Annotated in this window: 14 protein-coding genes; 4 read left to right on the plus strand and 10 right to left on the minus strand. The window is 43.4% G+C overall.

Going from position 1 to position 14055, the window contains the following annotated elements; genetic code table 11:
- Nucleotides 1-41: 41 nt before the first annotated feature.
- The 4 genes from cyoE to L4C32_RS03115 are packed head-to-tail and all read right to left on the minus strand — an operon-like array spanning nt 42 to nt 3286.
- The gene (cyoE, locus tag L4C32_RS03100; protein ID WP_428195386.1) at nt 42-953 is read right to left on the minus strand and encodes a heme o synthase; all 912 of its coding nucleotides are present in this window, start codon (nt 951-953) and stop codon (nt 42-44) included.
- Nucleotides 953-1972 (minus strand): COX15/CtaA family protein, encoded by a 1020-nt coding sequence (locus tag L4C32_RS03105; protein WP_428195387.1) that lies wholly within the window; start codon nt 1970-1972, stop codon nt 953-955. Before L4C32_RS03105 ends, cyoE begins: the two co-directional genes overlap by 1 nt.
- Entirely contained in the window at nt 1972-2517 is a 546-nt protein-coding gene (locus L4C32_RS03110; protein ID WP_428195388.1) for a hypothetical protein, read from the minus strand. The genes L4C32_RS03105 and L4C32_RS03110 overlap by 1 nt, the downstream gene beginning before the upstream one ends.
- 13 nt (nt 2518-2530) lie before the next feature.
- Nucleotides 2531-3286 (minus strand): SURF1 family protein, encoded by a 756-nt coding sequence (locus L4C32_RS03115; RefSeq protein ID WP_428195389.1) that lies wholly within the window; start codon nt 3284-3286, stop codon nt 2531-2533.
- 30 nt (nt 3287-3316) lie between these two features.
- Here L4C32_RS03115 and L4C32_RS03120 point away from each other — a divergent pair, with 30 nt between their 5' ends.
- On the plus strand, nt 3317-3550 hold the full coding sequence (locus L4C32_RS03120) for a DUF2909 domain-containing protein (RefSeq protein ID WP_428195390.1): 234 nt from the start codon (nt 3317-3319) through the stop codon (nt 3548-3550).
- Between the two features lie 2 nt (nt 3551-3552).
- Here the strand turns inward: L4C32_RS03120 and L4C32_RS03125 are convergent, their stop codons facing one another.
- The 4 genes from L4C32_RS03125 to coxB are packed head-to-tail and all read right to left on the minus strand — an operon-like array spanning nt 3553 to nt 7707.
- Entirely contained in the window at nt 3553-4428 is an 876-nt protein-coding gene (locus tag L4C32_RS03125) for a cytochrome c oxidase subunit 3 (RefSeq protein WP_428195391.1), read from the minus strand.
- Nucleotides 4412-4990, minus strand: a complete 579-nt coding sequence (locus L4C32_RS03130; RefSeq protein WP_428195392.1) for a cytochrome c oxidase assembly protein — start codon at nt 4988-4990, stop codon at nt 4412-4414. Before L4C32_RS03130 ends, L4C32_RS03125 begins: the two co-directional genes overlap by 17 nt.
- A 2-nt stretch (nt 4991-4992) precedes the next feature.
- Nucleotides 4993-6597: a cytochrome c oxidase subunit I gene (gene ctaD / locus L4C32_RS03135; RefSeq protein WP_428195393.1), complete on the minus strand. Its 1605-nt coding sequence runs from the start codon at nt 6595-6597 to the stop codon at nt 4993-4995.
- Between the two features lie 9 nt (nt 6598-6606).
- Nucleotides 6607-7707, minus strand: a complete 1101-nt coding sequence (gene coxB, locus L4C32_RS03140) for a cytochrome c oxidase subunit II (RefSeq protein WP_428195488.1) — start codon at nt 7705-7707, stop codon at nt 6607-6609.
- Nucleotides 7708-8009: 302 nt separating this feature from the next.
- Here coxB and L4C32_RS03145 point away from each other — a divergent pair, with 302 nt between their 5' ends.
- Nucleotides 8010-8408 carry a hypothetical protein gene (locus tag L4C32_RS03145; RefSeq protein ID WP_428195394.1) on the plus strand — a complete coding sequence of 133 codons (399 nt, stop codon included), beginning with the start codon at nt 8010-8012 and terminating at the stop codon, nt 8406-8408.
- Between the two features lie 83 nt (nt 8409-8491).
- Complete coding sequence (locus tag L4C32_RS03150; RefSeq protein WP_428195395.1) at nt 8492-9238, plus strand: 4'-phosphopantetheinyl transferase family protein; 747 nt, start codon at nt 8492-8494, stop codon at nt 9236-9238.
- A gap of 39 nt (nt 9239-9277) precedes the next feature.
- Here the strand turns inward: L4C32_RS03150 and glmS are convergent, their stop codons facing one another.
- Entirely contained in the window at nt 9278-11113 is a 1836-nt protein-coding gene (glmS, locus tag L4C32_RS03155) for a glutamine--fructose-6-phosphate transaminase (isomerizing) (protein ID WP_428195396.1), read from the minus strand.
- A 43-nt stretch (nt 11114-11156) separates the two neighbouring features.
- Nucleotides 11157-11924 (minus strand): DeoR/GlpR family DNA-binding transcription regulator, encoded by a 768-nt coding sequence (locus tag L4C32_RS03160; RefSeq protein WP_428195397.1) that lies wholly within the window; start codon nt 11922-11924, stop codon nt 11157-11159.
- 475 nt (nt 11925-12399) lie between these two features.
- On the opposite strand from L4C32_RS03160, the gene pykF reads away from it, so the two are divergent.
- The gene (gene pykF, locus L4C32_RS03165; protein ID WP_428195398.1) at nt 12400-13812 is read left to right on the plus strand and encodes a pyruvate kinase PykF; all 1413 of its coding nucleotides are present in this window, start codon (nt 12400-12402) and stop codon (nt 13810-13812) included.
- The last annotated feature ends 243 nt before the right edge of the window (nt 13813-14055 follow it).

The raw sequence follows: 14055 nt of genomic DNA on the forward strand, positions 1-14055 counted from the left end.
TAACACCTAATCATGTGTGGCATCATCTGACGCCACACGTTCTACAGCGTAATCAGCCAATAGTGATCCACCAGAAGAAGTACGAACAACACCATCAAGTGGTAAATTGAAAAGCGAAACAGTCCCATCGCCATTCCCGCTCTCTCTCTATACTTCAGCTGCCAAGCTTTATAAATAAACCCCATGCTTAACGCACTTGAACCAAGCAGATAGATAAAACCACTCATTCCGACCACCACAGGGAAAAGTGTCGCGACCGCAAGCAGCAGAGTGTAGAGCAAAATACACGTTTTGGTAAACTCAACACCATGTGTGACGGGAAGCATTGGAATGTTTACCTTAGCGTAATCCTCCTTTCGGTGAATCGCCAGAGCCCAAAAATGAGGAGGAGTCCAAGCAAAAATAATGATCACCAACAGAAGTGCATGGCCGTGAAACTCATTGGTAACCGCTGTCCAGCCAAGCAGTGGGGGCATGGCTCCAGCCAACCCACCAATGGTAATATTTTGCGGCGTGGCTCGTTTTAAGTAGAGTGTATAAACCACCGCATAACCGATCAAGCTAGCAAAAGTGAGCCAAGCAGTGAGAGGGTTGACCCAGGTAAACAGTAAAACAAAGCCGATAATGCCGATCGAAAAGGCAAATATTAGTGCCTTTTTAGGAGATAATTTTCCTTCGGGCAGTGGCCTTCTATGTGTTCTCGCCATCTCATGATCAATTTTTCTATCTATCACATGATTAAGTGCTGCGGCAGATCCTGCCATCAAGCCGATGCCTAATAGCCCTAATATCAGTGCTTGTAGAGGCAGCGCTCCCGGAAGAGCAAGGCACATCCCAACTAACACGGTTAATAACATTAAGGCGACAACCTTAGGTTTGGTTAGCTCGTAATAATCGTGCCACTGAGAGAGTGGATTGTCCTTAAACTCCGTTACTGTGAGTAGTTTTGCCATTATATATCCCTCTTTTTCTCTCTATTTATGCCGTAGAGATGGTAGTTAATAAAAACCATCATCAACAGTAATAGTAGCGCTCCACCATTGTGTGAAACCGCAACACCTAAAGGAAGATGCAGCACCACATTTGAAATGCCTAAACTGATTTGTAAAATGATTAAACCAATTAACACAATGCCACTTACCCTTAATTTACTCGACGCCTCCTGATGAATAAGCTTCCAAGCGAGCCACAGTAAAACCGCAGCGGTCACCAGCGCACCGATACGGTGAGTGACATGAATGGTGACTCTTGAGTAGTAGTCCAACACCCCAAACTCATAACTGCTGTGTTCACCTTGGAAAATGGAAAATGCTTGAGTAAAGTTTAAATTATTGCTCCAGTCACCTTCACAGATAGGCAGCTGACTACAGGATAATGCCGCGTAATTTGATGAGGTCCAACCGCCTAGCATAATCTGCAATATCAGAACCCCAATACCCAACATCGCCAATGGGGATAGTGATAATAATGCGTTGTGCTTCCCCCCCTCTCGTTGAGTGGTAATGCGAAGGTAGAGAATCAAGAGCATTGAGATTAAGCTATAGCCACCAATCAAGTGTGCCATCACGACCACTGGCATCAGTTTCATGGTGACTGTCCACATCCCTAAAAGAGCCTGAAAGAAGATCAATGCGGCAATCAAAAGAGGGAGTTTTTGTGGGGTTCTGGGCCCATCACAATTAGCTCGGTTATTTCTAATTGAAACAATCAGTAGTAGAGCGACTAAAAGGCCTAGGCAGCCTGCTACATAACGATGAATCATCTCTAACCACGCCTTTTTAGGCTCAATTTTTCTCTCAGGAAATGCCAATTGCGCCGCACTATTATGTTCCGACGGAACGGTCAATGTACCGTAGCAACCAGGCCAATCTGGGCAGCCAAGACCTGCATTAGAGAGCCGAGTATAGGCTCCCATCAAAATCACCACAGTTGCTAACACAAGGCTAAGTTTGAGTAACAGTGTCAATTTCATTAACCGATCCTCGACAGCTTAAGTAGCTTTCTCACATCAACCACTAACGCTTTTCCCTGTTTAAATTGCGCTTTTTCTCCTATGACCTGTTGGTAACTCATGACTAGATTACCTAATGGGTCTACGACCACTATCTGCTGATCTTTCATAAAATCATCAAGCTCAGTCGTCGAAGAGGTGGTTGCAAACGTATAGGGTTTTAATGCTTGAATATCACTGTCCGCTTTCACCATAATAATGGGATGAACTCGGTATTGATCTTTACCTAAGGCAATATGGCTTTGATTGAGTACATAGAGGCGGCTCTGACACTCTGTGCTGCAAACAGCAGGTAACAAATAGATTAACTGCCACTCTTTAGGCTGTGGGTTCTGCATCGCTAATTCACGATAATTAACCGTGGGCTCAAGCAGATCACCTTGGTTAGTCACACCGCCCTGATACAGGTTAAAAGATAGGATTACCTTCGCAGCCACAACAGGCAGAGCAAAGAGAGTAATAAGTACAAATAGGGCTTTTTTTGATTTGGCTGCTTTTCTCGTCATAACCACTCCATGTTCATGAGTTGATCCGTTTGTTTTTCCACTCTTTGATCGCTATCGCAACCATGATTAGCGCTAATACCAACGCCATAGAGAACCACTGAACCGCATAACCTTGATGCTTCTGAGCTGACAGAGGTATCGGTTTCCACGGATGAGGTAAATTCTGGTACCCCTCTATCTGCTGATTGATACTGTCTGGCTGAAATACCATTGGTAACAGAGGTTGTTTCAATAGTGCTGAAAGTTCACTCATGTTCAGGTTCTGAATTCGTTTTGGCCAACCTGCTTCAGCCATTAACTCTGAACTTAGTCTATTGACCTCTTTTTGGTACAACCGCCCCATTAACGTCTGTTCTCCCTGCAGTCCAACCACGTTAGGTAACTCATCTCGTCTCGTCGGCGCTTTAACAAACCCTAGCTCAACGAGAATCCAAGGCTTATTCGCTGCAACCTCTACCGCTTGATAGGCAAGATAACCAACGGTCCCTTCAAACGTTTGATTATCCATCAAAATAATCTGCTGCTCCGATAGCTCAGCATTGACAGCACCAATCGATAACTCAGAACGGAACCCTGTAATAACATCTCCCTCTCTGGTTGCGAGAAGCTCTTCAAACGTTAACGCTGCTCTTTGTTGCCGAAACTGCAGTTCTTGCTGCCAACTCGCCTTTTCAGAGGCACGAGATAACTGCCAAAATCCTAACTTGACCATGAGTAAAAAAAGACCCACAGTAAAGATAGCTACCAACAACCAAGATCGGTTTACCACTGATTTCACCTACCTATGTCAAGGACGATTATGGAACTCACTACTATTTTTAAGATTGCGTTAGTCCTGCTGTTACTGCTTATTGTGTTCAATTTAGGTCGAGCTCTGTTGCTACTGGTTAAGGGGGGCGACCCAACCGAAGCGGGAAAAAAGCCCATGAGTCACTTCCTTGGTCGTCGAGTTCTTATCTCCGCGCTGGTTGTTATCGTGTTAGTTATTGCCTTAACATCCGGCTTCATTGATCCAAACAACCGACCTTATTAACGCTATAAGATATAAACAAGCACAAACAAACAGAGCCAAACCACATCGACAAAGTGCCAATACCAACTGCCCGCTTGAAAAGCAAAATGACGCTCTGGGGTAAAATGGTCATTCGCAGCTCGAAACAACAACACCAATAAAAATACGGTGCCTAGGGTGACATGCATGCCATGAAAGCCCGTTAATAAGAAAAAGGTATTACCATAAACGCCAGACTCTAAGGTTAACCCCATCCCTTGATAAGCATGAACATACTCTTGAACTTGCAACAATAAAAAAGCGCATCCAAGAAACACAGTAACCGCAAGCCACGCAATAAGAGGGTTACGCTTATTACGCTCTAAACTGACATGTGCGTTGTGCAGCGTGACCGATGAAGTCAGCAGAATCATAGTATTAATCAAGGGTAATCCCCCCCAACCCATCGCCTGAGTTGTTGTTCCATCTGGCGTTACCGTAAGTGGCCACATGGCTTGAAAATCAGGCCACAACACCATATGAGTCATCGCGTTATTAGAAGCGCCACCCAGCCACGGTACCGAGATCATGCGTGCATAAAACAGCGCTCCAAAGAAAACGGCAAAGAACATCACCTCAGAGAAGATAAACCAGCTCATGCCTTGACGAAAAGAACGGTCCATCTGTGCGGAATAAAGCCCTAAATCTGACTCTCTAATGATGTTCCGAAACCAGCCAGTTAGCATAAACAGAATAACCGCTATTCCCGCTAACAGGGTGTAACCTCCGCTGGTATCTTCACTGTCCAGTTGCACCACAAAATTACCGGCGCCAAAAGCGATCAGGAAAAGACCAATCGCCCCGACAATAGGCCATGCACTCTGTTCAGGTACGTAATACGCTTCATGTTTGGTTGTCATTGTTTTCTGCTCCTTGAGCCACGTTTATCGCTGACTCACTCGCGGTAATATTGTAAAGAGTATAAGAGAGGGTCAGTGTTGAAATAGATTCCGGTAACGCAGGATCCACATAGAAGATAAGTGGTAATTCGGCATCTGCTTGTGCACCGAGAGGTTGATTATTAAAACAGAAACACTCAATTTTATTAAAATAGGTGGCGCCTTGTCCCGGAGATACTGATGGCACAGCTTGACCTACCATCGCTTTAGAAGAGAGGTTAGTAGCAAGAAACTGCGTTCTAACGACCTCACCAGGATTCACCTCTATCTGGGTCACTTTCGGCTCAAACTTCCACGGCATATCACTTCTCACATTGGAAATGAACTCCACCGTGATAAGTCGACTCTTATCGACGGTAACCGCTTGATAGGTGCTGGCGATATTGCTGGTTTTACCATTGATGCCTAATTGCTCACACAAAATGTCGTACAGAGGCACTAAGGCGTAACCAAAGCCAAACATCCCTACGGCGCCAAACACTAAGAGCCGAATCAGTTTTCGATTGCTTTGTTGAACACTCATAATCAATCCACCTTTGGTGGTGTACTAAAGGTATGGTACGGAGCTGGGCTTGGAATGTTCCACTCAAGCCCTTCTGCACCTTCCCACGGTTTTGCTTCAGCTTTCTCTCCACCTCTGATGCACTTAATCACTAGCGCTAAGAAAATCAGTTGCGACAACCCAAAGGCGAAACCACCAATCGAAACAATCTGATTCACATCTGCAAATTGAATCGCATAGTCAGGGATTCGACGTGGCATACCTGCAAGCCCTAAAAAGTGCATCGGAAAAAATAGGACATTCACTGAGACGATGGAGGTCCAAAAGTGCCAAGACGCTAAACGTTCGTTATACATATGGCCTGTCCATTTTGGCAGCCAGTAGTACGCCGCAGCCATAATAGAGAACACAGCTCCTGTCACTAATACATAATGAAAGTGTGCCACCACAAAATAGGTATCATGGTATTGGAAATCCGCTGGAGTAATGGCCAACATCAAACCTGAAAAACCGCCGATGCTAAACAGAATGATAAAGGCGATAGCAAACATCATCGGCATTTCAAAACTGATGGAACCCCGCCACATTGTCGCTACCCAGTTGAACACTTTCACCCCGGTGGGTACGGCGATCAACATGGTGCAGTACATAAAAAACAGTTCCGCAAAGACTGGCATACCCGTGGTAAACATATGGTGTGCCCAAACCACAAAGGATAAGAGAGCAATACTGGCGGTGGCGTAAACCATCGAGGAGTAACCAAACAGTCTTTTCCGGCTGAAGGTCGGCACAATGGCGGAAATAATACCGAATGATGGCAAGATCATAATGTAGACTTCCGGGTGACCGAAAAACCAGAAAATGTGTTGAAACATCACGGGATCACCACCACCAGCAGCATCAAAGAAGCTGGTACCAAAATATTTATCGGTTAATACCATGGTGACAACTCCCGCTAACACTGGCATCACCGCTATCAGCAAGAAGGCGGTAATTAACCAAGTCCACACAAACAGTGGCAGCTTCATCCAGTTCATTCCTGGTGCACGCATGTTAACGATAGTCACAATGACGTTGATCGCCCCCATGATCGAGCTGATCCCCATTATATGAACTGAAAAGACAAACAGAGCGGTACTGTCTGGGCTATAAGTGGTCGAAAGTGGCGCGTAAAAGGTCCAACCAAAATTAGGCGCCCCACCTTCCATAAATAGAGAACTGAGTAAAATGAAAAAAGCAAAAGGCAGTATCCAGAAGCTCCAATTATTCATTCTTGGCAGTGCCATATCGGGCGCGCCGATCATCATAGGGATTAACCAGTTCGCCAATCCTGTAAAGGCTGGCATAACCGCACCAAAGACCATTACCAAGCCATGAACAGTGGTCATCTGGTTAAAAAAGTTAGGATCGACTAATTGTAACCCTGGCTGGAACAGCTCAGCACGAATCACCATTGCCATCGCGCCACCGGTTAAAAACATGATAAAGCTAAACCACAGGTAGAGCGTACCAATGTCTTTATGGTTGGTGGTTAACAGCCAACGCATAATCCCAGCAGGTTTATGATCGCCATGGTGATCATGCTCATTGTGTTGATTTCCTTTCTCTTGTTGAGTTATTGAATTCATCTCTCTTCCCTACTCGCCATGGCTATAAATATCAGATGCTTGAACCGCATCGCCTGTGTTGTTACCCCATGCGTTTCGTTCATAGGTAATAACAGCAGCCAACTCTTCAGCGGTTAGCTGATTGGCAAAAGCTTGCATGGCAGTACCCGACATACCGTTCAGCACAATCTCTATATGATCTGAAATAGCACCTTTTACAATTGGGCTATCTTTCAGCCCAGGGAATACATTGGGGATCCCCTCTCCATTCGCTTGATGGCAAGCTCCACATCGACTCTCATAAAGCGGTTTTCCTTTTTTCATTAGTTCATCTAAAGTCAATGTCACCGCCAGTGCAGCCTGCGCTTTTTTCGCTTCTGCTTTGGCTATCACTTTTTGCTCTGCCAGCCATGCATCAAACTCACTCTCTTCTAATACCTTAACGACGATCGGCATAAAACCATGGTCTTTACCACAGAGCTCGGCGCACTGGCCACGATAAACGCCGGGTTTATCAACTCGGGTCCACGTCTCATTAATGAAGCCGGGGTTGGCATCCTTTTTAATCGCAAAAGCTGGAACCCACCAAGAGTGGATAACATCATCGGAGGTCATTAAAAAACGGACTTTTCTATTGGTAGGAATCACTAAAGGTTTATCGACTTCTAACAGGTAGTTTTCCCCTTTATTCTCACTACCCTCTATCTGCTTAGTTGGCGTTGCCAGAAAGCTATAAAATTCGACACCTTGGTCAAAATAACTGTAGTGCCATTTCCACTGCGAACCCGTCACTTTAATCGTGAGATCGGCACTGCTTGTGTCTTCCATCGCAATTAAGGTTTTGGTGGCCGGTATCGCCATTAAGATCAGAATAATGAAAGGGACGATCGTCCATGCGATCTCAACTTTGGTACTTTCATGAAAGGTAGAAGCGACCGCTCCTTTTGATTTACGAAACTTGACCATTGCAATGATCATTAAACCAAACACAACCACAGCAATCGCAATACAGATATAGAGGATCGTCATGTGTAGGTCATACACCTGCCCGCTAATATCCGTGACCCCTTTGGTCATATTGAATCGCATCTCTTCTGCTGACGATTCAAAGGCAACCCAAGGCACCAACATTAATAGTAATTTATCAACCAACTTTTGCTTCACAAGACACATCCTCTGTTAATTGCTTTAGCAACTACAAAGAAAAGTCACACAGTAGATCTCCGCTCTATGCAAACTTCTCAGTTCCCAAAAAAGCAACGACACACTCAAAGTTCAATTGAAAACGTCTCAATGGCACAGAAAATCTATCTTAGAGATATCGTTGTTATTGAAATTTAACATTAGTGTTACATCTCTTTTTTTTCAAGTTCTTACAATAGATAGATAAGTGCTATAATTGATGCGAGTTCACCAACCTGCGGAATCTAATCATGGCGATAAAAAATAAAAACGGGATTTGGTTTGCCTACTTTGCAAGCTTACTCACCCCTTTTACCCTGTTACTTTCAGGCATAATCGCCATTATTTATGCGGGCTATAAAATGAATCAAGGAACTGAGGATGAAGTGATTCAGAGTCACTACTATGCATTAATCAAAAACTTCTTCTTATTCCTTACTTTTTTTGTGGTGGTTGCTGTCACATCTGCCACGATGAGTGGTATGGTCGCAGGCCTTGAATACTGGGTTCATAATTCACTTTTAGAGTCTCTGCACTCCTTCATCCCCATTATTGGTTTGGTGATTTCACTCGCTGCAATTGGGACTTGGCTCATAAAAATGATTACTGGAATGCAAAAACTCAAAAATAATGTCGCAATTGAGAACTAGAACCGCTCATTAACGTATTTTTCATTATCGAAGGGTCTAGTGTGATAACGTTCATTCATGGACTCTTCAATTAGCGATATCCTATGTTTTCTATTCCTGAACAACTTCTCACCTCCGAGCAACCTTTTTTCCTGAGCGAAGAGAGTGGTTACTTAACCCATAGCCCCACAACCCAGTTCTATCGAATTAACTTTAATACCGATGCCTATAGTGATCAGTTATTTGAGCAATTTTCCATTGAGCTACCGATACAACTATCCACAGCCATTAATAAACGTAAGGCCGAATATTTTGCAGGCCGTTATTGCGCCAAGAAGCTACTCGACAATAAGCAGTTTCCTAACTTTGAGCTGCGAATAGGCACTGGCAGAGCACCTTGTTGGCCAGAGAGCATCGTAGGTTCCATCTCACACGTTTGTGATTCGGCAGCCGCAGTGGTTGATAGTTATTATAATCTGCAGGTTTTAGGGGTTGATGTAGAAAAGGTTATCGAGACTAATGTTATCAAAAGCACCTGTAATACCATTCTTTGTAGCGCAGAGAAGTTATATCTGACCCGCTGTGAGCTCGTTTTTTCACATGCATTCACGGCCACTTTTTCAATGAAAGAGAGCTTATATAAAGCCTTATACCCTGAAGTGAAGAAGTTCTTTGATTTTCATAGTGCTGAAGTTGTGTCGCTCTCAACCGAACGGCAACAAATAAGCCTAAAGCTCACCAAAACATTATCTGAGCAATATCAAGAGGGAGATATGTTCACCGGCAGTTACGCCATTGAAGGCAAGCATGTCACGACTATACTTCTCACCCATAAAAAAACCTCCGACTAAGTCGTCTTAGTCGAAGGTCTCCATCTATCAATGGGTTAATTACTCAACCGTCACTGCTTTCGCTAGGTTTCTTGGTTGATCCACATCGGTACCTTTAATAATAGCCACATGATAAGAGAGCAGTTGCATCGGTATGGTGTAGAAGATTGGCGCAATAATATCGCTCACCTTCGGCATGGTGATGATTTTCATCCCTTCAGAAGCCGTAAAGCCAGCATCTTCATCGGCAAAAACATACAGCAAACCACCACGCGCTCGCACCTCTTCAATGTTTGATTTCAGCTTCTCTAACAGATCATTGGTTGGTGCTACCACGATAACCGGCATCTCAGCATCAATTAACGCTAAAGGTCCATGTTTAAGCTCTCCAGCAGCATAAGCTTCTGCATGAATATAGGAGATCTCTTTCAGCTTTAAAGAGCCTTCAACGGCAATGGGATAGAACTCACCACGACCGAGGAACAGTGCATGATGTTTATCGGCAAAATCAGTCGCTAGCTCTTCAATAGGTTTATCAAATGAGAGTGCTTTTTCTAACTGAATAGGTAACTCGTGCAGTGCTTGAACAATCTCTGACTCAAGGGTTTTCTTAATCGTGCCTTTTTGCTTACCCAGAGCCGTAACTAGCATTAACAGTGCCGCTAACTGAGTGGTAAATGCTTTGGTTGAAGCAACGCCAATCTCGGTTCCGGCGCGCGTCATAAAGGCAAAGTCAGACTCGCGAACCAATGATGAACCAGCGACATTACAGATGGTCATCGCTGACATGTAACCTTTCTCTTTTGCCAGTCTTAATGCGGCTAAGGTATCCGCCGTTTCACCAGACTGAGAAAGCGTCACTAATAGACTGTTCTCTCTAGTCACAAATTTTCTATAGCGGAATTCAGAAGCAATTTCGACATCACAGCTCACGCCCGCCAACGCTTCAAACCAATACTTAGCCGTCATACCTGCATTGTATGAGGTACCACAAGCAACAATTTGAACATTATCCACCTTAGAAAGAATCTCTAAGGCATTAGCACCAATACTTTCTACAATGACACTGTCGCCGTTAATACGTCCTTCCATCGTCGCTTTAAGCGCCGTAGGCTGCTCATAGATCTCTTTTTGCATATAGTGACGATATTGACCTTTATCTGCCACATCATGTTCGCTACTCGCTTCATTAACCACTCGTGTTACTGGCTCACCACCCAAATCAAAGATAGATACATCACGACGAGTGATCTCCGCTACATCTCCCTCTTCAAGATAGATAAAGCGACGAGTCACATTCAGCAGTGCTAGCTGATCAGAGGCTAAAAAGTTTTCACCAACCCCAAGTCCAATCACAATCGGGCTGCCAGAGCGAGCAACCACGATACAGTCTGCGTCTCGTTTATCTAACGCTACCATGCCATAAGCGCCATCTAATTGAGCGGTTGTTTTTTGCACGGCTTCAACCAATGTTTTAGCAGATCTTAGCTCCCACTCAATAAGGTGGACAATCACTTCAGTATCAGTCTGAGATTCAAAATGGTAACCGCGCTCTTTCAGTTCGGCACGAAGCTCTTCATGATTTTCAATAATGCCGTTATGCACAACTGCAATATTATCCATAGAGATATGTGGATGAGCATTGCTTTCTGATGGCTCACCATGTGTTGCCCAACGCGTATGAGCTATACCGGTTCCGCCATTAATCACATCAAGGTCAACACTATTAGCTAACACCTTGACTTTACCTAGCTTTCTAACTCGCTGTAAGTTATTTTCGCTATCTACTATTGCCAAACCAGCTGAATCGTAACCGCGGTACTCTAAACGACGTAATCCTTCTAGTAATATTTCAGCTACGTCTCTCTGCGCTACCGCGCCAACAATTCCGCACATAATTAAATCCTTGTATCATTAATATTTATTTAAAAAATGAAAGCTAGTCATTAGCAACAATGACGTTCACTCCATGTTTTTCGATCTGTTGTTTTACGGTATCGGACAAGCCTTGATCAGTGATCAATGTATGAATCTCTTGCCACGCCAATTCTAAGTTGGGGATTTTTCTTCCGATTTTCTCTGATTCAATCATGACAACGACTTCTCTAGAGACGTCAGCCATCACTCTGCTTAAACCAACTAGTTCGTTAAACGTCGTGGTTCCTCTCTCTATATCAATACCATCCGCTCCAATAAAGAGCTGATCAAAATCATAGGAACGTAATACAGATTCAGCAACCTGACCTTGAAATGACTCAGAATGAACATCCCACGTTCCGCCAGTCATGAGCAGTGTCGGTTCACTTTCAAGCTCATTTAATGCACTCGCAACATTGAGTGAATTGGTCATCACAATCAGGCCCTGCTTGTCGGCTAACTTAGTGATTAATGCTGCCGTTGTGCTGCCACTGTCGATGATAATTCTATTATGATCGCGAATATGTTTTGCTGCTTCAGAACCAATCGCTAACTTACGAAGTGAAACTTTTTCATCATCGTCAGCGATCAATATCTCTTTAGGCATCGAAATAGCACCGCCATATCGACGTAATAATAGACCATTTTTCTCTAAAGCAGAGAGATCTTTGCGTATTGTCACTTCAGAGGTTTCAAATTTTTTTGAAAGTTCTTCTACGCTTACCGTCCCAATCTCATTGATAAGGGCGATGATAGTATGACGACGCTGTTGGGTATTTCTTTTGATCATAAGTTTCATTTGACTGCTGTTATGTTTCGTTTCGAAAGTATAGTAACAAAATTACCGATGCTGTCTACTTTTTTACCTCTTTGATTATTTCTCAACTTTATAACTGACTTACTTTCGATTGATCCTGATCGTGATATTGACACTAATTACTGCTAGAATGTTAAGTTGTTACAAAAAAACGGAACTTTACAAGATTGAGAGCAATTAGAGTGATCAAGCACTATCAATAGAAGAGAATTTGAATGGTAACTTTCACTCTAACGTAATATTTTCAGCAGCATAAATCTGAATAAGCTCAATATAATCAATGCTTGCAAGAGTTTACTTACCCAATATTGAACGATGAACCGGCAAACGGTAAAAATGTTGAAGATTTAATTTGTTGTCTTTTTTCAACATTTAACCGAATTTTAATCAACGTTGCTCAATATACTGATACCCAAATATTATTACTTTACTCGGAGAGAGTCCTGACATGAAAAAGACCAAAATCGTATGTACGATTGGCCCTAAAACTGAATCTGTAGAGAAGCTAACTGAACTTGCTAATGCAGGCATGAATGTAATGCGCCTGAACTTCTCACACGGTAACTTTGAAGAGCACGGTAATCGTATTAATAACTTACGTACCGTAATGAAGAATACAGGCAAAGAGCTTGCTGTTCTACTTGATACGAAAGGTCCTGAAATTCGCACCATTAAATTGGATAATGGCGATGATGTCACTCTTACCGCTGGTCAAGAGTTCACCTTCACCACCGATGTATCGGTTGTTGGTAATGTGAATACCGTTGCGGTTACTTACCCTGGATTTGCCAATGACCTGTCTGTTGGCAATACCATCCTTGTGGATGATGGCCTAATTGAGATGGAAGTCATTTCAACCACAGACACAGAAGTGAAGTGTAAAGTCTTAAACACTGGCGACCTTGGTGAGAACAAAGGCGTTAACCTTCCAGGTGTTGCAGTTAAACTGCCTGCACTCGCTGAAAAAGATAAAGCTGACCTTAAGTTCGGTTGTGAGCAAAACGTAGACTTTGTTGCCGCTTCTTTTATTCGTAAAAAAGAAGATGTACTTGAGATTCGTGAGCTATTAAACGCAAACGGTGGTGAGAACATCCACATCATCTCTAAAATTGAGAACCAAGAAGGTGTGGATAACTTCGACGACATTTTAGACGTGTCCGACGGTATCATGGTCGCTCGTGGTGACCTTGGTGTTGAAATCCCAGTAGAAGAAGTTATCTTTGCTCAAAAAATGATGATTGAGAAATGTAACCGCGCTCGTAAAGTGGTTATCACTGCGACGCAGATGCTCGATTCAATGATCAAAAACCCTCGCCCTACCCGTGCTGAAGCTGGTGATGTTGCCAACGCCATTTTAGATGGTACTGATGCGGTAATGCTTTCAGGCGAATCTGCAAAAGGTAAGTACCCAATTGAAGCGGTTACTATCATGGCTCAGATTTGTGCTCGTACAGACAACGTATTAAAAGCCGAGCTAGGTTCTCGTTTAGATAGCCCTCGTTTACGCATCACGGAAGCGGTTTGTAAAGGCGCTGTTGATACTGCAGAGAAACTGACTGCACCGTTAATCATCGTTGCTACTGAAGCGGGTAAATCAGCTCGCTCAATTCGTAAGTACTTCCCGACCGCTAACATCATCGCGGTAACTACCAACAGTAAAACAGCAGCACAGCTTTGTTTAACTAAAGGTGTTTCCTCTATTGTTGTTGATTCAATGAGCAGCACAGATGCGTTCTTTACCTTAGGTAAGAGCATTGCGATTGAGTCCGGTATTGCAACTAAAGGTGATACTGTCGTTATGGTCTCTGGTGCACTTGTACCATCAGGCACAACGAACACAGCATCAGTACACGTACTGTAGGTTGTAAACGTTTTCAGGATTGAAATTTAAGTCCTTAATGTAATTAATTAATAAAAGGGAGCGCTAGCTCCCTTTTTTTATTAATTTTCTTGATCACAGAAAAATCCCTCTGTACCATTCAGCCAATGAATGAGTTTGCATCAGAGTGCATAACACTTATTAATACACTCTGAACCATACTAATAACTATTTAATAATAGACATTGCAGCCATTCAGCCTACACCTTTTTAGTAATTTTGACA

The organism is Aliivibrio kagoshimensis, assembly GCF_050337105.1.
GTDB classification, from domain to species: domain Bacteria; phylum Pseudomonadota; class Gammaproteobacteria; order Enterobacterales; family Vibrionaceae; genus Aliivibrio_A; species Aliivibrio_A kagoshimensis.